At 72.2% G+C, this 25,188-nt stretch carries 17 protein-coding genes; 5 read left to right on the plus strand and 12 right to left on the minus strand.

The features are described 5' to 3' along the window. Window positions 1–3 precede the first annotated feature (3 nt). From JF597_RS21885 to JF597_RS21900, 4 genes are all read right to left on the minus strand, one after another. Window positions 4–1,170 carry a thiolase domain-containing protein gene (locus JF597_RS21885; RefSeq protein ID WP_293997280.1) on the minus strand — a complete coding sequence of 389 codons (1,167 nt, stop codon included), beginning with the start codon at window positions 1,168–1,170 and terminating at the stop codon, window positions 4–6. Further along, on the minus strand, window positions 1,167–2,213 hold the full coding sequence (locus JF597_RS21890; protein ID WP_293997283.1) for a thiolase domain-containing protein: 1,047 nt from the start codon (window positions 2,211–2,213) through the stop codon (window positions 1,167–1,169). The genes JF597_RS21885 and JF597_RS21890 overlap by 4 nt, the downstream gene beginning before the upstream one ends. Next, complete coding sequence (locus JF597_RS21895) at window positions 2,213–3,154, minus strand: Zn-ribbon domain-containing OB-fold protein (RefSeq protein ID WP_293997285.1); 942 nt, start codon at window positions 3,152–3,154, stop codon at window positions 2,213–2,215. The genes JF597_RS21890 and JF597_RS21895 overlap by 1 nt, the downstream gene beginning before the upstream one ends. Window positions 3,155–3,271: 117 nt before the next feature. Then, entirely contained in the window at window positions 3,272–4,072 is an 801-nt protein-coding gene (locus JF597_RS21900; RefSeq protein WP_293997288.1) for a crotonase/enoyl-CoA hydratase family protein, read from the minus strand. 208 nt (window positions 4,073–4,280) lie between these two features. Here JF597_RS21900 and JF597_RS21905 point away from each other — a divergent pair, with 208 nt between their 5' ends. Both JF597_RS21905 and JF597_RS21910 read left to right on the plus strand, forming a co-directional pair. Continuing rightward, window positions 4,281–5,894 (plus strand): acyl-CoA synthetase, encoded by a 1,614-nt coding sequence (locus tag JF597_RS21905; RefSeq protein WP_293997290.1) that lies wholly within the window; start codon window positions 4,281–4,283, stop codon window positions 5,892–5,894. Window positions 5,895–6,005: 111 nt separating this feature from the next. After that, complete coding sequence (locus tag JF597_RS21910) at window positions 6,006–7,787, plus strand: sulfatase (protein WP_293997292.1); 1,782 nt, start codon at window positions 6,006–6,008, stop codon at window positions 7,785–7,787. On the opposite strand, the gene JF597_RS21915 is transcribed toward JF597_RS21910, so the two are convergent. The 4 genes from JF597_RS21915 to JF597_RS21930 all read right to left on the minus strand — a co-directional run bounded on the left by JF597_RS21915 (window position 7,724) and on the right by JF597_RS21930 (window position 12,499). Beyond that, the gene (locus tag JF597_RS21915) at window positions 7,724–8,560 is read right to left on the minus strand and encodes an alpha/beta hydrolase (RefSeq protein ID WP_293997294.1); all 837 of its coding nucleotides are present in this window, start codon (window positions 8,558–8,560) and stop codon (window positions 7,724–7,726) included. The two genes, JF597_RS21910 and JF597_RS21915, sit on opposite strands and share 64 nt — an antisense overlap. A 62-nt stretch (window positions 8,561–8,622) precedes the next feature. Continuing rightward, on the minus strand, window positions 8,623–9,342 hold the full coding sequence (locus JF597_RS21920; protein ID WP_293997297.1) for a class I SAM-dependent methyltransferase: 720 nt from the start codon (window positions 9,340–9,342) through the stop codon (window positions 8,623–8,625). A 27-nt stretch (window positions 9,343–9,369) separates the two neighbouring features. Further along, window positions 9,370–10,905 (minus strand): metallophosphoesterase family protein, encoded by a 1,536-nt coding sequence (locus JF597_RS21925; RefSeq protein WP_366916435.1) that lies wholly within the window; start codon window positions 10,903–10,905, stop codon window positions 9,370–9,372. 91 nt (window positions 10,906–10,996) lie between these two features. Further along, window positions 10,997–12,499: an acyl-CoA synthetase gene (locus tag JF597_RS21930; RefSeq protein ID WP_293997300.1), complete on the minus strand. Its 1,503-nt coding sequence runs from the start codon at window positions 12,497–12,499 to the stop codon at window positions 10,997–10,999. Window positions 12,500–12,845: 346 nt separating this feature from the next. Between JF597_RS21930 and JF597_RS21935 the strand changes: the two genes are divergently transcribed. From JF597_RS21935 to JF597_RS21945, 3 genes are all read left to right on the plus strand, one after another. Continuing rightward, window positions 12,846–14,327 (plus strand): cytochrome P450, encoded by a 1,482-nt coding sequence (locus tag JF597_RS21935; protein ID WP_293997302.1) that lies wholly within the window; start codon window positions 12,846–12,848, stop codon window positions 14,325–14,327. Continuing rightward, window positions 14,311–15,318, plus strand: coding sequence for a (-)-alpha-amorphene synthase (locus JF597_RS21940; RefSeq protein WP_293997304.1), 1,008 nt, complete (start codon window positions 14,311–14,313; stop codon window positions 15,316–15,318). Before JF597_RS21935 ends, JF597_RS21940 begins: the two co-directional genes overlap by 17 nt. 176 nt (window positions 15,319–15,494) lie before the next feature. Then, window positions 15,495–18,404: an AAA family ATPase gene (locus tag JF597_RS21945; RefSeq protein ID WP_293997307.1), complete on the plus strand. Its 2,910-nt coding sequence runs from the start codon at window positions 15,495–15,497 to the stop codon at window positions 18,402–18,404. A 19-nt stretch (window positions 18,405–18,423) separates the two neighbouring features. Here the strand turns inward: JF597_RS21945 and JF597_RS21950 are convergent, their stop codons facing one another. The 4 genes from JF597_RS21950 to JF597_RS21965 all read right to left on the minus strand — a co-directional run bounded on the left by JF597_RS21950 (window position 18,424) and on the right by JF597_RS21965 (window position 25,131). Next, window positions 18,424–19,977 carry an acyl-CoA synthetase gene (locus JF597_RS21950; RefSeq protein WP_293997310.1) on the minus strand — a complete coding sequence of 518 codons (1,554 nt, stop codon included), beginning with the start codon at window positions 19,975–19,977 and terminating at the stop codon, window positions 18,424–18,426. Continuing rightward, window positions 19,974–21,083 carry a nitronate monooxygenase family protein gene (locus JF597_RS21955; RefSeq protein WP_293997312.1) on the minus strand — a complete coding sequence of 370 codons (1,110 nt, stop codon included), beginning with the start codon at window positions 21,081–21,083 and terminating at the stop codon, window positions 19,974–19,976. Before JF597_RS21955 ends, JF597_RS21950 begins: the two co-directional genes overlap by 4 nt. A gap of 85 nt (window positions 21,084–21,168) precedes the next feature. Then, window positions 21,169–22,740, minus strand: a complete 1,572-nt coding sequence (locus JF597_RS21960) for an NAD(P)/FAD-dependent oxidoreductase (protein WP_293997314.1) — start codon at window positions 22,738–22,740, stop codon at window positions 21,169–21,171. Between the two features lie 156 nt (window positions 22,741–22,896). Beyond that, window positions 22,897–25,131: a serine/threonine-protein kinase gene (locus tag JF597_RS21965; RefSeq protein ID WP_293997316.1), complete on the minus strand. Its 2,235-nt coding sequence runs from the start codon at window positions 25,129–25,131 to the stop codon at window positions 22,897–22,899. Window positions 25,132–25,188 lie beyond the last annotated feature (57 nt).

The following is a 25,188-nucleotide window of genomic DNA, read 5'->3' on the forward strand; positions in this document are numbered from 1 at the left end:
CTTTCAGTTGTCCGGGACGGCGGCGCCGACGAGCCACATGGAGAAGAACTGGGAGCCGCCGCCGTAGGCGTGGCCGAGCACCTTCCGGGCGCCGTCCACCTGGTGTTCTCCGGCCTGGCCGCGCACCTGGAGGGCGGCTTCGGCGAACCGGATCATGCCGGAGGCGCCGATCGGATTGGTGGAGAGGACCCCGCCCGACATGTTGACGGGGAGGTCACCGTCGAGCTCGGTGACCCCCGATTCGGTGAGTTTCCAGCCCTCGCCCTCCTCGGCGAAGCCGAGGTTCTCCAGCCACATGGGCTCGTACCAGGAGAACGGCACGTACATCTCGACGGCGTCGATGTCCCGGCGCGGGTCGGCGATCCCCGCCTGCCGGTAGACGTCGGCGGCGCAGTCCTTCCCGGCCTGCGGCGACACCGCGTCCTTGCCCGCGAACAGGGTCGGTTCGCTGCGCATGGCTCCGCCGAGCATCCAGGCGGGCGGCTTCGCGGAACGGGCGGCTCCGGCGCGGTCGGTGAGGACCATGGCGCAGGCGCCGTCGGAGGAGGGGCAGGTCTCCGAGTAGCGGATGGGGTCCCACAGCATGGGGGACGCCTGGACCTTCTCCAGGGTGATGTCGTGCTCGTGCAGGTGGGCGTAGGGGTTCTTCAGCGCGTTGCGCCGGTCCTTGTAGGCGACCAGCGAGCCGACGGTTTCCGGGGCGCCGCTGCGCCGCATGTAGGCCCGCACGTGGGGGGCGAAGAAGCCGCCCGCGCCGGCCAGCAGCGGCTGCTGGAAGGGGATCGGCAGGGAGAGCCCCCACATGGCGTTGGACTCGGACTGCTTTTCGAAGGCGAGGGTCAGCACGGTGGGGTGGACGCGGGCGGCGACCAGGTTGGCCGCGACGAGCGCGGTCGAGCCGCCCACCGACCCCGCGGTGTGGACGCGCAACATGGGTTTGCCGACCGCCCCCAGCGCGTCCGCCAGGTACAGCTCCGGCATCATCACGCCCTCGAAGAAGTCGGGCGCCTTTCCGATGACGACGGCGTCGATGTCGGCCCAGCCCAGCTCGGCGTCGTCGAGGGCACGTTGTGCGGCCTCGCGGACGAGCCCGGCGATCGACACGTCCCGCCGGGCCGCCACGTGCTTGGTCTGGCCGATCCCTACGACGGCCACGGGTTCCTTGCTCATCGCGGATCCCCTTCGAGTACGGCGACCAGGTTCTGCTGCAGGCAGGGCCCGGAGGTGGCGTGGGCGAGCGCGCGGTCGGACTCGCCGCGGTGGATGCGGGCGGCTGCCTCGCCGATGCGGATCAGCCCGGCGGCCATGATCGGGTTGGCCGCGAGGGCGCCGCCGGACGGGTTCACGCGCACGTCGTCGCCGAGCCGCAGCGCCTTGCGCAGCACGACCTCCTGCGAGCTGAACGGCGCATGCAACTCGGCGGTGTCCACGGGCCGTTCGAAGGCGCCGGCCCGCTCGGCGGCGAGCCGGGCGGAGGGCGAGTCGGTCAGGTCGCGGACGCCCAGGCCGTGGGCCTCGATGCGGTGGTCGATGCCCCGGATCCAGGCGGGCCGCGCGCACAGCTCCCGGGCCCGCTCCCCCGCCGCGAGGATCACGGCGGCGGCGCCGTCGCCGATGGGCGGGCAGTCGCCGGTGCGCAGCGGCCGTACGACGTAGTCGCCCTGCGGCACCGAACCCCTCAGCTGTGCGTGGGAGTTGGTCTGGGCGTCCGCCCTGCTCCGGGCGCCGACGGCGGCCAGCGCGGGCTCGTCGGTCTCGCCCGCGTCGAGGAGGGCCTGCGCCTGGAGGGCGGCGAGGGCGACGGAGTCCGGCCAGAGGGGGGCCACGTAGTAGGGGTCGAGCTGGCGGGTCAGCACGTCGCGCACGGAGCCGGGTGAGGACTTGCCGTACGAGTAGACGAGCGCGGTGTCCGCGTCCCCGGTGAGCAGCTTGGTCCAGGCCTCGTACAGGGCCCAGGCCCCGTCCATCTCGACGTGCGACTCCGAGATGGGCGGCCAGGCGCCCACCCCGTCGAGGGCGAGGGTGAAGGAGAAGGCGCGGCCGGCCAGGTAGTCGCTGGAGCCGGAGCAGGTGAAGTCGATGTCGGCGGTCTTCAGGCCGGTCTGTCCGAGTACGTCGTGCAGGACCGGCATGAGCATCTCGACCTCGGAGAGGTCCTCGCTGGTGCGGCGGTGGTCGGTCTGTGCGAAGGCGACCAGTGCTATGTCACGCATCACAGCAGCTCCTTGTACGTCTCGTAGTCCGCGTCGGGTTCGCCGGTGGGCCGGTAGTGGTCGGGATAGCGGGCTCCGTCGGTCCACACCGGCTCGACCCTGAGCCCCATCCGCACCTGGTCGTAGGGGATCCCGCCGATCCGGCCGTGCAGGGCGAGGCCGGCGCCGTCGAGCGCGATGTGGGCGTAGACGTACGGCACCTCGATGTCGAGGTTCTTCGCCTTGATGTTGACGATGCAGAAGGTGGTGACCGTGCCGCCGGGACCCACTTCGACCTGTTCCGATGTGGCCACCCCACAGGTGGGACAGGCACCCCTGGGCGGGACGTACACCTTCCGGCAGGAGGGGCAGCGCTCACCGAACGTCCGGCGGGACGAGAGGGCGTTGATGTAGGCGGACTGGGCGCGGCCGGGCGAATAGGTGTAGTCGAGGCGGGCGTGCGCCACGATGCCCTGCACCGCGTCCTCGAACTCACCGCTGTGCCCCGTCACGTCGGCCGGTTCACCGTCGTACGGCTCGAAGCAGGAGATGTCGGTGATGGCTCCGGACCGCTCGCCCGCCCATCGGACGCGGACCCGCATCCCGGTACGGACGGCGTCGGGGCCGGGGACGTCGAGTGCGTGCAGCAGGGCGGTGTCGGCCCCGTCGAGCCGGACCAGGACCCAGGCGAAGGGGGTGTCGAGGGGCTGGCCGCGGCGGGGTTCGTGGTTCCAGGCCCAGGTGGTGACGGTGCCGGTGGGCGCGACCTCGACCAGGTCCCGGATCTCCTCGGCGGTCACGGGGTCGTACTCGACGGGTGGCACGAGGACGCGGCCGTCACCGGTCCGCACCCCGAGGACCACCCGCTCACGCAGTCCGGTGAGAAAGGCGCTCTGGACGGGACCGAGGGACCGGGTGAAGGGGAACTCGACGACGAGGGGGGCTTTGAGGACTTCAGGCATTGGGGGCCTTGCCTCCTTGAGAAGGTCGATGATCGCGCCCCTTCAGGGGCGCGGGGAACTGCGCGACAAGCCCCCACCGGCCCGCGGACTGCGGACCGGCCGAGGCCTGCGCAGCGCTTACGCGCGCTTGTAATCAGGCACCCGCTTCTCCGCGAAGGCCCGGGCACCTTCCTTCGCGTCCGCCGTGTCGAAGATCGGCCACCCGCGCTCCAGCTCGGCGGCCAGCCCGTCCGTCTCCGTCATCTCGGCCGTCTCGTACACCGACGCCTTGACCGCCTCGACCGCCAGCGGCCCGCACGCGTTGATCTGTTCGGCGATCTCCAGCGCCTTGTCGAGCGCGCCGCCGTCCGGGACGACGTGCCCGACGAGCCCGATGTCCGCCGCCTCCCGGGCGCTGTACGGCCGCCCTGTCAGCAGCATCTCCAGAGCGTGCGTGCGGGGGATCTGCCGCTGGAGCCGCACCGTGGAACCCCCGATGGGAAACAGCCCCCGCCGGACCTCGAAGAGTCCGAACGTCGCGGACTCGCCCGCCACCCGGATGTCGGTCCCCTGAAGGATCTCCGTGCCGCCCGCGACGCAGTACCCCTCGACGGCGGCGATCACCGGTTTGCGCGGGCGATGGTGGCGGAGCATCGCCTTCCAGTGCAGGTCGGGGTCGGCTTTCAGCCGGTCCCGCAGGTGCTCGCCCGCCATCTCCTGGCCGGCCAGCGCCTTGAGGTCCATCCCGGCGCAGAAGGCGCCCCCGGCCCCGGTGAGCACGATCGAGCGGACGCCGTCGTCCTCGTCGGCCTCGATCCAGCCGTCGTACAGGCCGACGAGCATGGAGATCGACAGCGCGTTCTTCGCCTCGGGCCTGTTGAGCGTGAGCACGAGTGTGGCGCCCTCGCGCCGCACGGTGAGGTGTTCCGTCCCGCCCATGGACCGTCTCCCCTCCGGAAGGGATCGTCCCCCCTCCACCAGAACGAGAACAGGTTGCAGTAGCCGGAGAGGCACTTCAAGGGTTTTCTGACAGTCAGTCAGATTTCTTCGCGCGAACCCTTCACACTTGCCGCGCCCTTTGCTCTGATGACCGGCGAACGGACGGGTGCGCCTTTCTTCGTCACGGTTGCCGGGGTCAGGAGGAGCGGTGGAGTACAACCTTGCCGATCTGTTCGAGTCGGTCGTCGACGTGGCCGCCGACCGCGAGGCTCTCGTGTACGTCGACCACCCCGGCACGGGTGCGGAACGCCGGCTGACCTACGCGGAGCTGGACGCCGCCGCCAACCGCATCGGCCACCATCTGATCGACAGCGGGATCAAGCCCGGCGAGCATCTCGGCCTGCACCTCTACAACGGGGTCGAGTACCTGCAGACGGTGCTCGGTTGCCTGAAGGCGCGGGTCGTACCGGTCAACGTCAACTACCGGTACGTCGAAGAGGAGTTGGTGTACCTCTACCGCGACGCGGATCTCGTCGCGCTGGTGTTCGACGCGGAGTTCGACGACCGGGTGGCGGCCGCCCTTCCCCAGGCGCCGAGGCTGCGGCACCTGGTGCGGGTCGGGGAGTCGGCGGAGGCGGGACCCGAGGCCCTCGCCTTCACGGAGGCCGAGGCCGCCGGGTCGCCCGGGCGGGGATTCCCCGCGCGGGCCGCGGACGACCAGTTCATCATCTACACCGGCGGCACGACCGGGATGCCCAAGGGCGTGATGTGGCGCCAGGAGGATTTGTTCTTCGCCGGGCTGGGCGGCGGCGCGCCGACGGGTGAGCCGGTGAAGCGGCCGGAGGAACTGGCCGAGCGGGTCGCGGCGGGCGGCAGCGGGATCACCTTCTTCCCCACTCCCCCGCTGATGCACGGCACCTCCACGCTCACCAGCTTCATCGGCTTCAACTTCGGGCAACGGGTGGTGATCCACCGCAAGTTCGTGCCCGAGGAGGTGCTGCGCACCATCGAGAAGGAGAAGGTCACCAGCATGTCCCTGGTCGGCGACGCGATGCTGCGCCCGCTGGTCGACGCCCTCAACGGGCCCATGAAGGGCACCGACTGCTCCGCTCTGTTCAGCGTCTCCTCCTCCGGTGCGATCCTCTCCGAGACCGTGCGCCGGCAGTTCGGCGAACTCGTCCCGAACGCCATGCTGCTGAACAACTTCGGGTCCTCCGAGTCCGGCTTCAACGGCACCGCGACCGACGACTCCGGCGCCGGCAGCGGCTTCCGCGTGCGCGTCAACTCCCGTACGCAGGTGGTCGATCCGGCGACCCACGAGCCGGTCGCGGTGGGCGAGATCGGCCGGGTCGCACAGAGCGGGCACGTCCCGCTCGGCTACTACAACGACCCGGTGAAAACCGCCGAGACGTTCTTCGAGAAGGACGGCCGCAGGTGGGTTCTCCTCGGCGACATGGCGACGGTCGACGAGGACGGTGTCGTCACCGTGCTCGGCCGGGGCTCGCAGTGCATCAACACCGGGGGCGAGAAGGTGTACCCGGAGGAGGTCGAACAGGCGCTGAAGTCGCACCCCGACGTCTACGACGCGCTCGTCGCCGGGGTGCCCGACGCCACCTGGGGCAACCACGTGGCGGCCGTGGTGCAGGTGCGCGCGGGCGCCGAGCCGCCCTCCCTCACGGACATCCAGACCCACTGCCGCAGCCGGCTGGCCGGGTACAAGGTGCCCCGTCAGCTGGTGATCGCCGAGGCGATCCAGCGGTCGCCGAGCGGCAAGGCGGACTACCGGTGGGCGCGGGAGGTGGCGGTGGCCGCCGACCGGTAGCCCGTGCGGGTGTGCCACCGCCGTGGGGCGCTCCGCGGGCCGTACCCTGTGCGCACGATCTGCAGTCGATCACGCGCACAGCGTCACGGCCGCCGCACGGAAGGACCTCCGGTGTCGCATCCCACGCCCGCCCGGCCGCCGGAAACCGCGCCCGCACCGGCGGACCCCGGCACGGACGAGGGCCGGCGGCGGAGGCACCCACGCACCGCCCGCGGCATCATCGCCGCGGGAACGACCGCCGTCTCCGCCCTCCTGCTCGTGGCCGCACTGCTGCTGCCGAACCGGCTGGACCTGCTCACGCCGCCGGCGTTCCTCCGTCTCCCGGCCGAGGGGATCGTGCTCGCGGCCGTGCTGCTGATCCTCCCCGGGCGGGCGCGGCGCGTCACGGCGGTACCGGCGGGCGCGGTGGTGGGGGTGCTGACGCTGCTCAAGTGCCTGGACATGGGCTTCTACGCGGTGCTGCAACGGCCGTTCGACCTGGTGCTCGACTGGACCCTGCTGGACGACGCGGCGGACTACCTGCGGGAGTCCTACGGCCGCACCAGCGAGGTGCTCGCGATCGCCGGGGCCCTGCTCCTCGCGGCGACCGTGCCGGCCGCGACCGTCCTGGCCCTGGTGCGGGTCGCCGAGCGGATGGCCCGCCGGCGCCCGCGAGCGGTTCGCGCGACCCTTGTCCTGGCCGTCGCCTGGGTCACCTGTGCCACCTTCGGATGCCAGGCAGGCGGCGCGCCCGTCGCCTCGACGCTCGACGCCCAGCTGCTGGAGGACCGTGTGCAGGCGGTCCGCGCCGGTCTTGCGGACGCCCGGGTCTTCGCGGCGGAGGCCGCCGTCGACGCCTTCCAGAACACCCCGCCCGATCGCCTGCTGACGGGCCTGCGCGGCAAGGACGTGCTGTTCACGTTCGTCGAGAGCTACGGCCGTGCGGCGATCGAGGACCCGGCGATGGCGCGGCAGGTCGGCGCGGTCCTCCAGGAGGGCACCGCCTCGCTCGGGGCGGCCGGTTTCCGGGCGCGCAGCGGCTGGCTGCGGTCCCCGGTGCTCGGGGCGGGCAGCTGGATGTGCCACGCCACGCTGCTGTCCGGGCTGTGGATCAACAACCAGCAGCGCTACCGCGATCTCGTCTCGGGCGAGCGGACGACCCTCGGCAAGTACTTCCGCAGGACGGGCGGGTGGCGCACGGTCGGCGTCGTCCCGGGTGTCCGCAGGGCCTGGCCGGAGGCCCGGTTCTTCGGCCTCGACCGCTTCTACGACTCCACGCACCTCGGGTACCACGGCCCGTACTTCAGCTGGACGCCCGTCCCCGACCAGTTCACGCTCGAGGCCTTCGACCGCCTGGAGTACGGGAAGCGCGACCGGCGCCCGGTGATGGCGGAGATCATCCTCGCCTCCAGCCACCAGCCCTGGGCGCCCCTCCCCCGCATGGTCGACTGGCACGACCTCGGCGACGGCTCGGTCTTCGGGCCGATCCGGAACGCGGGCAAGGACCCGGCGGAGGTCTGGAAGGACACGGAGAGCGTGCGCACCGAGTACCGGGAGTCGATCGCGTACTCGCTGCGCAGCCTGTTCGGGTTCATGGGGCGCCACGCCCGCCGGAACACGGTCCTGGTCTTCCTCGGGGACCACCAGCCCCGCCCTGAGGTCGTCGCGGGCAGCCCGCGCCGGGACGTCCCCGTCACGATCGTCGCCCACGACCCCGCCGTCCTCGACCGGGTCGCCGGCTGGGGCTGGACACCGGGTCTGCGGCCCGCCGCCGACGCGCCGATCTGGGCGATGGACAAGTTCCGCGACCGCTTCCTCACGGCGTTCGGGCCACGGGAGGCGGGTGCGGCTCAGGCGTCCAGGAAGGCGGCGGTACGGCGGACGAACCACTCGGGGTCGTCGAGCCAGGGGTAGTGACCGGCGCCGGGCTGCACGGCGACCTCGGCGTCCGGGAAGGCTTCGGCGGCCCTGCGCGCCAGGGCGGGGCTGGGGCCGCCGTCGAGTTCCCCGGCGTACACCAGGACGGGAGCGGCGAGGGCGCGCAGCGCGGCCCGGGTGGCGTCGGGGGTGAAGGCGCCCTCGGCGAAGTAGCGGTCGCCCGCCTCGAAGTTGCTCTGCTTCTCCGTGGCCGCGACATGAGCCCGGGCGGCGTCGTCCCAGCGGCCGTGGAAGAAGGGCATGAACACCTCGTCGAACTCCCCGGAGCCGCTCAGCCACGCCTCCAGCGCGGGGAAGGCGTCCTCGAACCAGGGCTCCCCCGCCCGCAGCCGGGCCGCCGCCAGCCGGTCCTCGGGGGTGGCGCGCAGGCCCAGGGCCGAGGGGTTGCCGGTGATCAGCACGAGCCGCCGCACCCGCTGCGGATGGGCCGCCGCGTAGAGGACGGCCAGGCTCGCGCCGGCCGAGTGCGCCAGCACGTCCATGTGGTCGAGCCCCATGTGGGCGCGCAACATCTCCACGTCCTCGACCAGCCGGTCGCAGCGGTACGACGCCAGGTCGGCGGGCACCGCGGAGTCACCGGTCCCCCGCAGGTCGAGGAGGACCAGCCGGCGGTGGGCGGTCAGCCCGCCGAGGTCCCCCAGGTAGGCGGAGGCCCGCATGGGGCCGCCCGGCAGCACCACGAGCGGTTCGCCCTCCCCTCTGACGTGGTAGGCGAGGCGGGTCCCGTCGGCTGCGGTGAAGGTGGGCATGACGCCGATCCTCGGGGACGGCGGCGCGGTGTCGCAATGGATTTCGGCGGACGGCCCCGATGTCAGGCAGGCGGAGCCGGCTTGCTCACCCGGAACGCGAACTGCCCGCAGAACGTGAGCTTGCGGAGGTTCACCAGGGCCGTGTCCCGCTTGCTCTTGCGGGCCCAGGCGTCGATCTCCGTGTTGAGCGGCGACTCCGTCCGCCAGAAGCGGCCGTACTCCCTCATCCGCGAGCCGTGGTAGGTGCGCATGATCAGTGTCACGCCGTCGAGCGAGGGCCGGATCTCCTCCAGGGCGAGCCCTGCGTCCTCCACCAGCACCCGGAACCCGTAGGGCGTGTAGTTCCACAGGCTGAAGGAGTGGTACGGCTCGAACTGGGAGGTGCTGCCGATGAACAGGCCGCCCGGACTCAGCACCCGGCTCACCTCCGCGAGCAGTTCTCTCGGCCGGGCCACGTGCTCGAAGACCTGGTGGGAGTAGACGAGCGGTACCGCGTCGGAGCGGAACGGCAGGTGGACGCCGTCGAAGTACACCACGCTCTCGCCCCGGGCCGTGCGCTGGGCGGCCTCCGGGGAGTCGCGGATGTCGACCCCCACCCAGCGGACGCCGGAGTCGTGCTTGCGGAAGAGCTCGGCCGACGTGCCCCGCCCGCAGCCGAGGTCGACCACCCGGTCCGGTGCCCGCGGCGACCTCATGGCTTCGTCGAGGTAGTAGCGGGAGGTGACCTGACGGGCGTGGTCGTCGGGGATGCAGTCGTGCATGAGTTCCCACAGGGTCGACATGTCCTCACGCTACGGAGGTGCCCTTGGCTAGGCCACATCCAGGCGGGGGTTCGGAACGGCCGTCATCCCTTGGGACGAACGGGCCGGGGCGGACGGCGGCACGAGGCGGCCGATGCCGGACAGGTCGCGGGCGGCCACGCTGTTGCGGTCGGCGACCGTACGGCCGAGTGCGTGGTAGGGCCACAGTCCCCCGGCCTGCCGGCGGCTGCGCTCGTTCCACTCCAGGGCGTCGGCGGCCCGCGCCCGGAAGAAGTTGAGCGCGTAGCCGCCGCTGTGGATCCGAAGCAGGAAGAAGCCGCCGGGATACTCCTTGGCGGCGCCCACCTCCTGCTGGATGACCTGTGGGGCAATGGGCACAGGAGTGCGCTTGTTGCGGTGGGTGTGGCCCACATGGTGGAGGAACACACCCGGGGCAGTAGCGTAGGCCCGGAGGAGCGCGGGGGCCTGGCGGCGGCCGAGGCGCTGTGCCGGGCTCACCGGGAAGAGGGCCTCCCGGACGGTCAGCGGATGGTGGCCGAAGACGACGGTGGGCTGTTCCCGGTGGGCCCGCAGCCGGCGCCGGAACCAGGAGAGCTGCTCGGCGCCGAGGCCGCCCGCGTCACCGCCGTTGCCGCTCTTGTCGTAGGTGTCGAGGCCGATGATCCGCAGTCCGGCCACGTCGTGCTCGAACCAGCCGGGCCCGTCCGGCGTGCCGAACACGTGGCGGAAGGCGTCGCCCTCGCCCGCGGCGCGGTCGTGGTTGCCCCGGACGACGAAGTAGTCCCGCCGGTGGGTACCGAAGCCGTCGAGGATCCGTCTGGCCTCCGCCAGGTCGCGCAGTCCGCCGCCGGCGGAGATGTCACCGGCGGCCAGCAGCAATCGGGCGCCGCGGTGGCGGGCCTCGTCCACCACGGCCCGGCTCATCAGTTCGGGATAGGGGGTCTGTCCGGTCCGCTGCGCCACGCCGCGCAGGAACGGGACGCCGGCCACGAGGCCGGCGGCGGTCTCGCCGATGTGCAGGTCGTTGCAGAGGGCGACGGAGAACAGGTGGCGGCCGGGCGGGGGCTGCGGGGTGGTGAAGGAGTAGGGGCCGCCGGGCGTGTCGAGACCGTGGCGGGAGGTCCCGGCCGCGTTGCCGCGCACCAGGTGGAGAGCGGTGGGAGTGGCGGGCACGCCGCGGGAGCGGGCCTGATAGTAGTACGTCTGGCCCGGTTCCAGGCCGGTCAGTTCGACGTGGTGGTACGCGGTCGGCCGGTCCTCGCCCGCGGTGCGGTTGAGACGGGCCGGGTGGGTGCCGTAGACGATCTCGCCCTCGGTGACGGCGGGCAGCATCCGGCCGGTGCCGTCGTCGGTGCCGGGCAGGGTGGTGTGCCAGGTGATGACGGCGCGGTCCTCGGTGAGGGTGACCAGTTCCAGGTGGACGGCGGCGGGCGAACGGTGGTGGCGGGGGCGCGGAGCGGTGGCGGAACGGAGCAGGGCGGGGGCGAGGAGGAAGCCGGAGCGCAGCATCTCGCAGGGGCCGGGGATGCCCGCGAGTGCGCCGAGGGGGACGGGGAGGCAGCAGCGCATGCCTGCTATGTGCACGCCACCGGTGAACGGCGGACGTGGTGCCGGAAGCCGCGCACGGTATGGAACCAGACTTCTTGGGTCCTCACGGGTACGGCGTCCCGCGTCGTCACGAGGCGGAGCCGAACCGCTCCCGCAGCTCCCGCTTCAGGATCTTCCCGCTGGCGTTGCGGGGCAGCGCGTCCACGAACAGGACCCGCTTGGGTGCCTTGAAGGCGGGCAGCTGCTCCTTCACGTGGGCGATCAGCCCGGCCTCGTCGATCTCGCCGCGCGGTACGACGACCGCGGTGACCGCCTCGATCCACCGCTCGTCCGGCAGGCCGATCACGGCGGCCTCGGCGACCGCCTCGTGGGTGTAGAGGGCGTCCTCGACCTGCCGTGAAGCGACCAGCACGCCACCGGAGTTGATGACGTCCTTCACCCGGTCGACGATCGTGTAGTAGCCGTCGCCGTCGCGCACCGCGAGGTCGCCGGAGTGGAACCAGCCGTCCCGGAAGGCCGCTTCGGTCTCCTCGGGTTTGTCCCAGTAGCCCTCGCACAGCTGCGGTGAGCGGTAGACGATCTCGCCGGGGGTGCCGTCGGGGACGTCCGCGCCGTCCTCGCCGACCACCCGGGCCTCGACGAACAGGACGGTGCGGCCGCAGGAGTCCAGCCGCCCCTTGTGCTCCTCGGGGGCGAGCACGGTGGCGAGCGGTCCGATCTCGCTCTGCCCGAAGCAGTTGAACAGGGCGAGTTGCGGCAGCCGTTCGCGCAGTCGCTCCAGGACGGGCACCGGCATGATCGACGCCCCGTAGTAGGCCTTGCGCAGCCCGCCGAGGTCGCGGGTGGCGAAGTCGGGCCGGTTGGAGAGTCCGATCCACACCGTGGGCGGCGCGAAGAGGCTGTCCACGTCCCCGGCCTCGACGAGGTCGAGGAGGGTGTCGCCGTCGGGCCCGTCGAGGATGATGTTGGTGGCGCCCACCGCGAGGTAGGGCAGCAGGAACACGTGCATCTGGGCGGAGTGGTAGAGCGGCAACGCATGGGCGGGCCGGTCCCCGGCGCTCAGGTCGAGGGCGGCAATGGCGCTCAGGTACTCGTGCACCAGTGCCCGGTGGGTCATCATCGCGCCCTTGGGCAGCGCCGTGGTCCCCGAGGTGTAGAGCAGCTGCACCAGGTCCTCGGTGCGCGGTTCGGGCCCGTCGTACGGCGGCGCGTCCGCGAGCCGGGCCAGCAGCGAGCCGTCGGCGTCCCGCAGCGGCAGCGCCGGCACGCCGTCGGGGAGCCAGCCGGTGAGGTCGGGGTCGGCGAGGACCAGGGAGCTGCCCGACTGGCCGACGATGTAGGCGAGGTCGTCGCCGGTCAGGTTCTGGTTGACCGGGACGTGCACCAGGCCGGCGCGGGCGCAGGCGAGGAAGGCGATCAGGTAGGCGTCGGAGTTGTGTCCGTACGTGCCGACCCGGTCACCGCGGCCGAGGCCCTGGCCGAGCAGGACGGCCGCCGCACGTGAGACGGCGTCGTCGAGTTCCTGGTACGTCCAGCGTCGCTCGCCGTACCGCACCGCCACCCGTGCGGGGGTGCGGCGGGCGCTGCGCCGCAGTACCCCGTCCACCGTGCTGCCCTGTCCCTGCGTCATGACTCATGATCCTCGGCCTGTCGCCCGGACAGGTCAAGCGACCGCGAAGGCCGACGCCGAAATCCCGTGGGTCCCCCCGGCCGCTTCCCCTTTCCCGCCGATCGCGGCCGGACGACCGGACGGGACGAGACCGCACTGGAGTGCCGAAAGGAATCACATTCGACGCGCCATGCACCAAGAGGCCTTCACCCCACGGGCTTTCTGCTTCCGCGTGCCCCCGTGCGCCCCCTTTGAAGAGAGGTTTCTGGAAACCTGCACATGATTGAACTGGGCAGGACTTGTCTCGGGCTGTCAGCCTCGAAGCAGGTCCGCTCATTTCACATGTCGTACTGGGCAGGAGGTTTCCATGAAGGGTGTTGTGCCCGAACAGAAACGAACGTGGACGGCAGGTACTGCTCCCGGCATATTCCCACTCCTCGGTCACGGTATCGCCTTATACCGTCGCCCGCTTGCGTTTCTCAATTCTTTGCCCGCGCACGGGGATCTGGTCGAGATACGGCTGGGCCCCCAGCGCGCCTGGATGGTGTGCCACCCGGAGCTGGCCCACGAGGTGCTCATGGACCCGCACACCTTCGACAAGGGGGGCCCTCTGTACGACAGGCTGGGCAAGCTGATGGGGGACGGACTGGTCACCTGCCGTCAGCCCGCGCACCGGGACAAACGCAGGCTGTTGCAGCCGGCTTTCCGTCCGTCCCACGCCGCCGCGTACGCGGAACTCGTCGCCGAGGAGGCCGAGTCGGTGTGCGAGGGCTGGCAGGCGGGCCGGGCGGTTCCGGTCACCGAGGCGATGACGACCCTCACGACCCGCGTGATCAGCCGGGTGCTGCTCTCCGACTCGCTGGACGACACGACCGCCGCCCAGGTCCGGGACTGTCTCGCCGACGTCGTCCGCGGCCTCTTCGTCCGCACGGTCGTCCCGGTCGACGCGCTGTTCCGGCTGCCGACCCCCGCCAACCGCCGCTACCGGCGGGCGCTGGCCCGCCTGCACGCGATCATCGACGCGGTGATCACGGAGCGCCGCCGGGGCCCCGCGCGTGACGACGTCCTGGGAACCCTGCTGTCGGCCGCCCACGGCGACGGCGAAGCCGCCGCCCGCACCGACCGTGAGATCCACGACCACCTGATGACCCTGCTGCTCACGGGCGCCGAGACCTCGGCCCTGACCCTGGCCGCGGCCTTCAGCCTGCTGGCCCGCCATCCCGAGGCCGAAGAGCGCCTGCACGCCGAACTCGACACCGTCCTGCCCGGCGGCCGCAGGCCCGGCCCCGACGACCTGCCGGACCTCGTCCGGACCCGGTGCGTGGTCTCCGAGACGCTGCGGCACTCGTCCCCCGGCTGGCTCTTCACCCGCGTCGCCACCCGGGAGACGCAACTCGCCGGACGCCGGCTGCCCGCCGGAGCCACCGTGCTCTACAGCCCCTACCTCCTCCACCACGACCCGTCGTCGTTCCCCGACCCCGAACGCTTCGACCCCGACCGCTGGCTGCCGGGGCGGCCCACCGCCGGGCAACGGCGCGCGATGATGCCGTTCGCCGCGGGCAACCGCAAATGCCTCGGCGACGAGTTCGCCATGGTGGAGGTCACCGTGGCACTCGCGACCATCGCCGGCCGGGTGCGCCTGCGCCATCTCCCCGGGTACGTCCCACGCCCACCGCGCCCCGCGATCACGCTGGGGCCGCGCTCACTGGTCATGATCCGCGAGACACGTCCGCACAGGCCGCCGCCGGCGACGTCGTCGACCCACGCCCCGCTGCCGCGCCGCGCGGTCTGCACCCGACAGGTACCGGGCTCCCGGTCGGGAGGTGACCACAGTGTCGGCAACGCATGAGGAAGTGGCGGTCGGCGTGGCGGACGGACCGGCGGAGGCCAGTCTCAGGGACCTCATCGACAGCCGCCTGCACATGCCTTTCCCGTTCCGGTGCAACGTCCATGAACCGGAGGCCGCGGCCAGTGTGGATGCGTGGCTGCGTACGTGGGGGCTGACCGCCGAACCGGGCGTGGCGGCGATGATCGCCCGAACTCGCCCCGCCCAGCTCGCGTCCTTCACCAGCCCCTCCGTGGATTCCGGACTCCTGCGCATCGTGGCCCACCAGATCGCCTATCAGTTCGTCTTCGACGACCGGGCGGAGGACATCGGCCGGCGCTCCCCGGCGAGGCTCGTGCCCATGCTGTGCGAGAGCATCGCGGTTCTGCGGGACGGCCGGGCGCCCAGCACACCGCTCGGAGCGGCACTGACCGACCTGTACCGGCAGGTCCGGGAACGGTGCACACCCGGCCAGGCCGCGCGATGGGCCTGGAAGAGCCGGGAATACGTGCACGGTCTGCTGTACGAAGCGGTGGCCCAGGACCACCCCGTCGGCCTGCGCACGGGAGACTGCACCTCCATACGGTCGCTGACCGCGGGTGTCGAGCCGTTCTACCCGCTGTACGAGGCAGCGGCGTCGGACGAGATGTCCCCCGCGGAACTCCACCATCCAGCCGTGGAGCAACTCAGCCGGCTCTCGGCCGACGCCGCGGTCTGGACAGCCGATCTGTTCTCCGCGGTGAAAGAACAGCGCGCGGGCGAAATGATCAACCTGGCCCTGGCCCACCAGCGCGAACACCACTGCTCCCTGCAGACCGCCGTCATCCTGGCCATCCGGCAGATCAACGGCACGATCCGCGAGTTCGAGAGGCTCCATGCCGTGGTCGAACCGGAGTTGAGCCCCGCGGGCGCCCACTACGTGGAGAGCATGATCGGCTGGATCCGCGGGTGTTACCACTGGTGCCGATCCGTACCCCGGTATGCGGACGTGGCGTCGGTGCCCGCCGCGACGTAGCGGCTCCCGCGATAGCACCCGAGGGAGGGGCGTTCAGCATCCCTTACCCAATAGGCGGACATTATCCCTTCTGCAGTTCATGATTCACCCGATAGTACTCAGTCCGGCCTGCTCACACCGCAACAAGGCGTACGCTCGGCTTTCCCCGGGCCGAACGAAAGAAAGCGGTACGGCATATGGCGACGGAGCCGCGGCAACCGATCACGGACCAGGAGACCTTGATCGAGCGCCGACGGGAACTTCAGGCCCTCGACGCGGCATTCCGGGAATTGCGGCGCACCACGGACGGTGTCCCGCGCACACGAAACAAGGGGCTGCTCGCCTTCTCCGGGCCGGCCGGACTGGGCAAGACGGCACTCGTCACGGAAGCACGCGCCCGAGCCGCCGCACACAAGTTCACCGTGCTGTCGGGCAGGGGCAGCGAGACGGAGCAGGGCTCGGCGTTCCACGTGGTACGCCAGTTGATGCAACCCTCGCTGGCACGGATGGACGAGGCGGAACTCCGCGTCTTCCTGGGCAGCTGGTACGACACCGTTGCCGCCGTCCTCGGACTCGAAGCCACCGGGCCCGCCCCTGCCCCGGACCCGACCGGAGTCCGCGAGGGTCTCGACTGGGTCATGACGCGCCTCACGGTGAAGAAGGCCCCCATCGTCCTGCTCCTGGACGACCTCCACTGGACCGATCCCGAGTCACTGAGCTGGCTCACATCCTTCGCGCCACGGGTCGAGGATCTCCCCCTGCTGATCGTCGTCACCTACCGGCCCGACGAACTGCCCCCCGAGGCGGGCGAGCTCCGCACGCTCGCCGGAGTCCACTGGGGCCGCCCCCACAACCTGGCCACGCTCACCCCGGAGGGCGTCGCGCAGATCGTCAGGAACGAGATCGGGGAGGCCGCCGGGGACCGGTTCTGCAAGGAATGCTGGTCGGCCACCGGCGGGAGCCCTTTCGAGGCGGTGGAACTGGCCATCGGACTCGCGGAGCGGAAACTGGGCGGCACCGACGACGACCTGCCCGCGATGCGCGAGCTGGCCGCCGCGATCAAGGGCCCGGGGCTGATCGAGCGCCTGGAACGGCTCGGCACCACGACCGTACGCTTCGCGCAGACCGCGGCCGTACTGGGTTCGCCGTTCCCGCCGGAGCTCGCCGCAGCCATCGCCGTGCTCGGTGACGAGGCCGTCGCCGAGGCGACCGAGAAGTTGCGCGCGGCGCGGATCCTGGCACAGGGGCACGGCCACGAGGGCGAGTTGGAGTTCGTGCACCCGCTGATCGCCACGACGATCTACCGGTCCATCCGCACGGGCTTCCGGACCGGTCTGCACAACGCCGCGGCGCAGGCCGTCCTCGCCGCGGGCTACGGACCCACCAAGGCCGCCCGGCACCTCCTGGAAGTCCCCTGCGAGGACCGGCCCGAGACCGTCGCGTGCCTGCGCGAAGCCGCTCGCGAATACCTTCGCGCCGGAGCCACCGAGGCGGCACGGCGCCTGCTGACCCGCGCGCTGCAGGAACCGCCCCTGCCCGAGGACCGTGCCGCGGTCCTTCACGAGCTCGCGTGCGCCACCTTCCTGATCGAACCCACGGCCACGGTGCGGCATCTGCGCCAGGCGCTGGCTCAGCCGCACGTCGACCCGGATCTGCGCGCCTCCATCGTCTACCGGCTGACCACGGCCATGGCCCATACCGATCAGCTCGCCGAGGCCGTGAACGTGGCGGCCGAAGAGGCCCGGCAGGCCACGAATCCCCGCGTCAAACTGCGGATGCAGGCCGATCAGTTCGTCTGGAGCATGGTGCGGCCGGACGACCACGACTCGCCCACCCGCTCCCGGACGCTGGCGCGCCTGGCCGGCAAACTGCCCGGCCGCAGCCTGGAGGAACGGTACATCCTCGGACTTCGGGCCTGGGACGCGGCCATGCGCGGCGAACCGAGAGAGACCTCCCTCGCGTACGCCGACAAGGCCCTGGACGGCGGCATGAGCTGGACCGACGAGAACCGGGGGTTCGAGGTCCCGCTTTCCGTCGCCCTGGTGTACATGTACGGCGACCAGCCGCGACGGGCCGAGGAGCTGTTCAGCGAGGGGATCGCCGAATGCGTGGCCAAGGGCTGGCACGGGTCCCACCTGGCGTTCGGCCAGACCATCGCCGGGTATATCCGCTACCGCCGTGGGAGCCTGGCAGAGGCCGAGGAGGCCGTACGGGAGGGACTGCGGATCGCCGACAAGGTGGACGGGGTGGTGGCCGCCCAGTGGTTCGGCGTGAGCATTCTCATCAAGACCCTGCTGGCCCGCGGGCGCGTCACCGAGGCACGCGCATTCGCCGACGATCACCGCTTCGGCGCGGCACCGGTCAACGCCGTCATCTACCCCGACCCCCGCACCGTCTACGCCGAACTCCTCCTCGCCGAGGGCAGGCACGCCGAGGCGGCGCGGCTGTTGACGGCCGTCGGGGAGTGGCTGGACGCGCGCGGCTGGCGGAACCCGGCCTGGTGCCCGTGGCAGCTGCGGCTCGCGACCGCGCTCGCCCCCACGGCTCCCGAGGAGGCGCTCGGTCACGCCGAGGAAGCCGTGCGCAGGGCACGGGAGTTCGGTGCCGCATCGGCCGTGGGGCAGGCCCTGCAGACACTCGCCGAGGTGACCGGCGGGCCGGCCGCGGTCGACCTGTACGCGCAGGCCGTCGAGCAGCTGGAGCAGTCGCCGGCCGCCTACGAACTCGCCCGCGCGCAGATCGGTCACGGTGCCGCGCTGTCCCTGGGCGGCCGGCTCCAGGACGCCGCCGACCGGCTCTACCAGGGGCTGGAGGGCGCCGTGCACTGCGGGGCCGAGGCGCTCGCCGCCCGGGCCAGGGCGGAGCTGTCGGCGGCCGGGCTGCGGCCGTTGCCGTTGCGCTACGCGCAGGTCGACACGCTCACCGCGCAGGAACTGCGGACCGCCGAACTGACCGTCCAGGGACACGCGGTGGGCGTGGTCGCCAAGGAGCTGCACCTCACCGAGCAGGGCGTGCGGCAGCTGCTGTCCAGCGTCTACCGCAAGCTCGGCACCGATGCCGCCGGCCTCGCCGGGTTCCTCAAGGCCCGGCACCGGCCGCACTCCTGAGGCGCGGGGCCCCGGCCCGTCACACCGGCCGGGTGCGGCCCTCCCAGTACGGGTCCCGCAGGCGCCGCTTGTACAGCTTGCCGTTGGGGTCGCGGGGCATCTCGGCGATGAAGTCGACGGTCTTGGGGCACTTGTAGCCGGCGAGTTGTCCGGCACAGTGGGCGAGGAGGGCGGCGGCGAGGTCCGGGCCGGGCTCGTGTCCGGGGGCGGGTTCGACGACGGCCTTGACCTCCTCGCCCCAGTCGTCGTGCGGGATGCCGAAGGCGGCGGCGTCGGCGACGGCGGGGTGGGAGAGGAGCACGGACTCGATCTCGGCGGGGTAGATGTTGACCCCGCCCGAGATGATCATGTCGATCTTGCGGTCGCGGAGGAACAGGTAGCCGTCCTCGTCGAGGTAGCCGAGGTCGCCGACGGTGAAGAAGTCGCCGATGCGGTTCTTCTCCGTCTTGGCCCGGTCCTTGTGGTAGGCGAAGCCACCGGTGTTCATCTTCATGTAGACGGTGCCGAGTTCGCCGGGCGGCAGCCGGTTGCCGTCGTCGTCGAAGACCGCGAGTTCGCTGATGGGCCAGGCCTTGCCGACCGTACCGGGCTTCTTCAGCCAGTCCTCGGCGGTGGCGAAGGCGCCGCCGCCCTCGCTGGCCGCGTAGTACTCCTCGACGCTCGGGCCCCACCAGTCGAGCATGGCCCGCTTGACGTGGTCCGGGCAGGGCGCGGCGCCGTGGATGGCGTGCCGCATGGAGGAGACGTCATGGCGTGCGCGTACATCCTCGGGGAGGGCGAGCAGGCGGTGGAACTGGGTCGGGACCATATGGGTGTGGGTGCACTTGTGTGTGTCGATCAGGCGGAGCATCTCCTCGGGAAACCACTTGTCCATCAGGACCAGGCGGTGGCCTATGTGGAGGGACGCGCCCGCGAACTGGAGTACGGCCGTGTGGTAGAGCGGCGAGCAGACCAGGTGGACGTTGCCGTCGAAGGGGCGGATGCCGAAGATGCCGAGGAAGCCGCCGAGGTAGGCCTCCTCGGGGAGTTTGCCGGGCAGCGGGCGGCGGATGCCGCGGGGGCGGCCCGTCGTGCCCGACGTGTAGTTCATGACCCAGCCGAGCTCGCGGTCCGCGGGCGCCGACTCAGGCTGTCCGTCGAGGAGTTCGGCGTACGGCCGGAAGCCCTCGACCTCGCCGACCGCGTACCGGTGGGTGGCCGGCAGGCCGGCCTCGTCGGCGGCGTGGCGGGCCGGGCCGGCGAACCGCTCGTGGGCGAGGAGCACCTTGGCGCCGGAGTCGGCGACGATCCAGGCGATCTCCGGGCCGACGAAGTGGTGGTTGACCGGGACGAGGTACAGGCCGGCCTGGGTGGCGGCGAGGTAGGCGGTGAGGAACTCGGGGCCGTTGGGCAGGACGACCGCGAAGGCGTCGCCGCGCTCCAGGCCCGCGGCCCGGAGTCCGTGGACGAGCTGGTTGACGGCCGCGTGCAGGCGGCCGGCGGTCCATTCCTCGCCGTCGGGTGCGACGAGCACCTTGCGGTCGGGGTCGCTCGTGGCCTGGGCCCAGAATCCGGTGGGGGGCGTGCTGGTCACTTGCCGCTCCTTCCCGCGATGCGGTTGATGCGGTCGACGGCCTGTTCGAAGCCCCGGGTGAGGTCGTCGAAGACGGCCTGGACGCTGCGTTCGGTGGTCATGCGGCCGACGATCTGGCCGACGGGGGTGCCGAGCAGGGGCTCGACCTCGTACTTCTGGATGCGGGTCAGCGCCTCGGCGACGAGGAGTCCCTGGAGGGGCATGGGGAGGGTGCCGGGGCCGTTCGCGTCGTCCCAGGCGTCGGTCCACTCGGTGCGCAACTGGCGGGCCGGTTTGCCGGTCAGGGCGCGGGAGCGGACGGTGTCGCCGGAACCGGCGGCGAGCAGTTTGCGGGTCACGGCGGGCGAGGAGAGGTCCGCTTCGGTGACGGTCAGCCACATGGAGCCCAGCCACACTCCCTGGGCGCCTAGGCTGAGCGCGGCGGCCACCTGCCGCCCGCTGCCGATTCCGCCGGCCGCGAGGACGGGAAGCGGTGCCACGGCGTCGACGACCTCCGGGGTGAGGACCATGGTGGCGATCTCGCCGGTGTGGCCGCCGGCCTCGTAGCCCTGGGCCACGACGATGTCGATGCCCGCGTCCTTGTGCTTGATCGCGTGCCGGGCGCTGCCGGCGAGCGCGGCGACGAGGACGTCCTGGTCGTGGGCGCGGTCGACGACGTCGGCGGGCGGCGAGCCGAGGGCGTTGGCGAGCAGCCGGATCGGGTAGTCGAAGGCGACGTCGAGCTGGGTGCGGGCGACCTGCTCCATCCACCCGGTGATGCGCCAGCCGGACGCCTCGCCGTCGGCCAGCTCGGGCACGCCGTACTTGGCGAGGGTGTCCCGGACGAACTGCCGGTGCCCCTGCGGGATCATCGCTTCGACGTCGGCCTCGGTGACGCCTTCCACCTTCTTGGCGGGCATGACGACATCGAGTCCGTACGGCTTGCCGTCGACGTGCGCCTCGATCCAGTCGAGGTCGCGTTTGAGGTCGTCGGGGGCGGTGTAGCGGACCGCACCGAGCACTCCGAAGCCGCCGGCCCGGCTGATGGCCGCGGCCACGGCGGGAAACGGCGTGAAGCCGAAGACGGCGTGCTCGACTCCCAGGGTCTTGCTCAGCTCCGTCTGCATGGGCGCAGGATGCCGCAGTCACCCGGCCGACGGAAGAGGTTTTCTGATGCTCCGTCAGATTCTTTGACGGCGTCCCGGTCGGGGGTCAGCCGTCACCCTGTTCCAGTACCGCCATCGCCGCGTTGTGCCCCGGCACCCCGCTCACCCCTCCCCCGCGCACCGCGCCCGCCCCGCACAGCAGGACGTTGGCGTGCCGGGTCTCCACGCCCCAGCGGCCGGTGCCGTCCTGGGCGTAGGGCCAGGAGAGGTCGCGATGGAAGATGTTGCCCCCGGGGAGGCGGAGGTCGCGTTCGAGGTCCAGGGGGGTCTTCGCCTCGATGCAGGGGCGGCCGTCGGCGTCCAGGGCCAGGCAGTCGGCGATCGGCTCGGCGAGGTGGGCGTCGAGCTGGGCGAGGGTGGACTTGAGGAGTTCGTCGCGAACGGCGTCGTTGTCGGCGGCGAAGAGCCGGGCCGGGGTGTGCAGGCCGAAGAGGGTGAGCGTCTGGTAGCCGCGTTCGGCCAGGTCACGGCCGAGGATCGTGGGGTCGGTCAGGGAGTGGCAGTAGATCTCCGACGGCGGGGCGTCGGGCAGCCGGCCGGCCGCCGCCTGGGCGTGGGCGGTGGCCAGTTGCCCGTAGCCCTCGGCGATGTGGAAGGTGCCGGAGAACGCCTCCCGCGGGTCGACGGCGGTGTCGCGCAGCCTGGGCAGCCGCTTGAGCAGCATGTTCACCTTGAGCTGGGCGCCCTCGGCGGGCTCCGGGGCCGGGTCGCCGGTGAGGGCGGCGAGTTCTTGCGGGGAGGCGCCCACCAGGACGTGCCGGGCGGCGGCGACGCCCTCTCCGTCCGCGGTGCGGTAGGCGACCTCGGCGGCCCGCCCGTCGGTGTCGATCCGTACCACCTCGTGCCCGGTGGCGAGCACCGCGCCCGCCGAGCGCGCGGCGGCGGCCAGCGCGTCGGTGAGGGCGCCCATGCCGCCGACCGGTACGTCCCAGGCGCCGGTACCGCCGCCGATGACGTGGTACAGGAAGCAGCGGTTCTGGCGCAGCGAGGTGTCGTGGGCGTCGGCGAAGGTACCGATCAGTGCGTCCGTGAGGACGACCCCGCGCACCAGGTCGTCCGTGAAGTTCTCCTCGATCGCGAGCCCGATCGGCTCCTCGAACAGGGCCCGCCAGGCCGCCTCGTCGTCGATCCGGCGGCGCAGCTCCGCACGCGCGGGCAGCGGTTCGGTGAGCGTCGGGAAGACGCGCTCGGCGACCCGGCCGGTCATGCCGTAGAACCGCTGCCAGGCCTGGTACTCCGCCTTGCCCCCGGTCAGCCGTTCGAACGCCTCGCGGATCCGCCGCTCGCCGCCGCCGACCAGCAGCCCGGTCGGCCGCCCGTCGCGTTCCACGGGCGTGTACGAGGAGATGGTGCGGCCGCGGACCCGGAAGTCCAGGCCGAGGTCGCGGACGATCTTCCTCGGCAGCAGGCTGACCAGGTAGGAGTAGCGTGACAGCCGCGCGTCGACACCGGTGAAGGGGCGGGTGGAGACCGCGGCGCCGCCGGTGCGGCCCAGCCGCTCCAGCACCAGGACGGTGCGGCCGGCCCGGGCCAGGTAGGCCGCCGCGACGAGGCCGTTGTGGCCGCCGCCGACGATGATGGCGTCGTAGCTCCGGGTTGCTTCGGTGGCAGGGGGCATGGTTCTTCGTAACACATGATGATCTAGGCGGGTAAGAGGCATGCCGGTTCGCTCCGCGGGATGGGCCGGTTTCGACCTGCGGGGCGTGGGTGGCTGGTCGCGCCCACACGGCGGAGCCGCGTATATGTCACAGCCCCGCGCCCTGGCCGGGCGCTTTCAGAGCCGTCCGCCGGAAGCGCGCTGTTGGCGTAGTACCGCCACGCGTCGGTAGAGCTCCACCGCCTCGGGTCCTCGCCCCAGCTGCTCCAGGCAGTGTGCCTCGTCGTTGCGGCTGGCGAGGGTGTCCGGGTGGTCCGGGCCGAGGACTCTCTCCCGTGCGCCGGCCACCCGCCGGTACTCCGTCAGGGCGTCGGGCCAGCGGCCCAGCCAGCCGAGGCTCACCGCGACCTCGCGGCGGCTGACCAGGGTGTCGAGGTGGTCCGGGCCCAGGACCCGGTCGCGGATCGCGCACACGTCGCGGGACTCCGCGAGCGCCTCCTCCCAACGGCCGAGGCGGCCGAGGTTGACGCCGAGGCCGTGCCGGGCGCGCAGGGTCTCGGGGTGGGCGGGGCCCTGGACGCGGGTGCGGTCGTCGATCAGGGCCCGGTAGACGGTGAGCGCCTCGGCGCTGCGGCCCAGGCGGCCCAGGCTGATGCCGACCTCGTAGCGGGCGGCGAGGGTGTCGGGGTGGTCGGCGCCGAGGGCGCGGCCGCGGGCCTCGGCGACCTCGCGGTAGGTCTGCAGGGCCTCCTCCCAGCGGCCCAACTGGCCCTGGGCGTAGGCGACTTCGTAGCGGGTGACCAGGGTGTCGGGGTGGAGCGGGCCGAGCACCCGGGCGCGGGCCGCGGCCACGTCGTGGGCCATGCGGTACGAGTCCTCCAGGCGGCCCAGCCTGCTGAGGTTGAAGGCGAGGTTGTGGCGGCAGCGCAGGGTGTCCGGATGGTCGGGGCCGGTCAGCCGCTGCCGGGCGGCGAGGACGGACGTGTACACCTGGTGGGCGTCGAAGTGGCGGCCCAACTGGCCCAGCACGTACGCCGTCTCCTGACGGGTGGCGAGGGTGTCGGGATGGTCGGCGCCCAGTGCGCGCTCCCGGGCGGCGGCGACCTCGGTGTACTCGCGCAGCGCGTCGGCGGCGCGGCCGGTGCGGCTGAGGGTGAAGGCGATCTCGTAGCGGCTGGCGAGGGTGTCGGGGTGGCCGGGACCGAGGAGGCGGGTGCGTTCCTCGGCGACGGAGCGGTGCACCTCGCCGGCCTCGGCCCAGCGGCCGAGGCGTCCCAGGCTGAGCCCGGCGTTGTGCCGGCCGGCGAGGGCGGCGAGGGTCTCCGGGGAGGGGGCGGGCGCCGCCGGGAGCGGTGCCGCTTCGCCGGTGGCCGGGCGGGCGGTCCACTCGCCGGTGAGTCCGGCGCCGGGGTCGGGCGGGGTGCTGCCCAGGGCGGCGCCGATCGCCTTGTGGCCGGTGGTCATACCGCGGGTCCAGGACGGCAGCCGGGGCTCCCGTGCGGCCGGTTCCGCAGGCCGGAGCCGGGGCTGCGCGGTGACGACGGTGGGCACGTAGGTGGGTGTCGTCCGCCCGGAGGTGATCCGGCGGCCCAGCTCCCTGGCGTCACAGGGCCGTTGCTCGGGCCGCTTGGCCAGCAGGTCGAGGACGACCTTCTCGAACCAGCCGGGCAGTTCGGGGCGGTGGCTGCGCGGCGGGGCGGGCGGGGTGTCGCGGTGGCCGACGAGGATCGCCCAGGCGTCGTCGAGGTCGAACGGCGGTGCCCCGGTGGCGATCTCGTAGAGGACGCAGCCCAGTGAGTACAGGTCGCTGCGCTGGTCGACCTCGGTGCCGCCGATCTGCTCCGGGGACATGTAGTGCGGGGTGCCCATGGCGATGCCGGTGCCGGTCAGCCGGGAGGTGAAGCCGATGTCGTGGCCGAGGCGGGCGATACCGAAGTCGCAGATCTTCACCGTGCCGTCGGTGAGCCGCATGATGTTCGCCGGCTTCAGATCCCGGTGCACGATGCCCTGCTGGTGGGTGTAGGCGAGGGCGGCGGCGACCTGCTCGGCGATGTCGACGACGTCGCCGACGGGCAGCGGATGGTGCTTGTCGTCCTCCATGAGCTGGCTGAGGTTGCGGCCGTTCAGCAGCTCCATCACCAGGTAGAGGATGCCGTCGTACTCGCCGAAGTCGTGGACGACGGTGACTCCGCGGTGGGAGAGGGCGGCGGCCACTCTCGCCTCACGGCGGAACCGTTCACGCAGGACGCGGGTGAACGCCTGGTCGTGGTGCGGGCCCAGCGGTTTGAGGCACTTGACGGCGACCTGCCGGCCGAGTGACTCGTCGCGGGCCCGCCACACCTCGCCCATGCCGCCCCGCCCGATCAGGTCGAGCAGCCGGTACCGCCCCTGGACCAGCCTGCTGTCAGCCATCGCGCGCCGTCGCCCCCCGTCGCCTCCAGCCCCGCCCTCCCCAGGGGTCACCGGCAC

Origin of the sequence: Streptomyces sp. (assembly GCF_019510245.1) — a bacterium.
In the GTDB taxonomy this organism is placed as follows: Bacteria; Actinomycetota; Actinomycetes; order Streptomycetales; family Streptomycetaceae; genus Streptomyces.

Bases quoted from the DNA above. Each gene is read 5' to 3' on its own strand.
- JF597_RS21960 (WP_293997314.1), bottom strand. From the start codon at position 22,740: ATGCCCCCTGCCACCGAAGCAACCCGGAGCTACGACGCCATCATCGTC.
- JF597_RS21930 (WP_293997300.1), bottom strand. From the start codon at position 12,499: ATGACGCAGGGACAGGGCAGCACGGTGGACGGGGTACTGCGGCGCAGC.
- JF597_RS21955 (WP_293997312.1), bottom strand. From the start codon at position 21,083: ATGCAGACGGAGCTGAGCAAGACCCTGGGAGTCGAGCACGCCGTCTTC.
- JF597_RS21965 (WP_293997316.1), bottom strand. From the start codon at position 25,131: ATGGCTGACAGCAGGCTGGTCCAGGGGCGGTACCGGCTGCTCGACCTG.
- JF597_RS21895 (WP_293997285.1), bottom strand. From the start codon at position 3,154: ATGCCTGAAGTCCTCAAAGCCCCCCTCGTCGTCGAGTTCCCCTTCACC.
- JF597_RS21920 (WP_293997297.1), bottom strand. From the start codon at position 9,342: ATGTCGACCCTGTGGGAACTCATGCACGACTGCATCCCCGACGACCAC.
- JF597_RS21915 (WP_293997294.1), bottom strand. From the start codon at position 8,560: ATGCCCACCTTCACCGCAGCCGACGGGACCCGCCTCGCCTACCACGTC.
- JF597_RS21890 (WP_293997283.1), bottom strand. From the start codon at position 2,213: ATGCGTGACATAGCACTGGTCGCCTTCGCACAGACCGACCACCGCCGC.
- JF597_RS21885 (WP_293997280.1), bottom strand. From the start codon at position 1,170: ATGAGCAAGGAACCCGTGGCCGTCGTAGGGATCGGCCAGACCAAGCAC.
- JF597_RS21945 (WP_293997307.1), top strand. From the start codon at position 15,495: ATGGCGACGGAGCCGCGGCAACCGATCACGGACCAGGAGACCTTGATC.
- JF597_RS21900 (WP_293997288.1), bottom strand. From the start codon at position 4,072: ATGGGCGGGACGGAACACCTCACCGTGCGGCGCGAGGGCGCCACACTC.
- JF597_RS21935 (WP_293997302.1), top strand. From the start codon at position 12,846: ATGAAGGGTGTTGTGCCCGAACAGAAACGAACGTGGACGGCAGGTACT.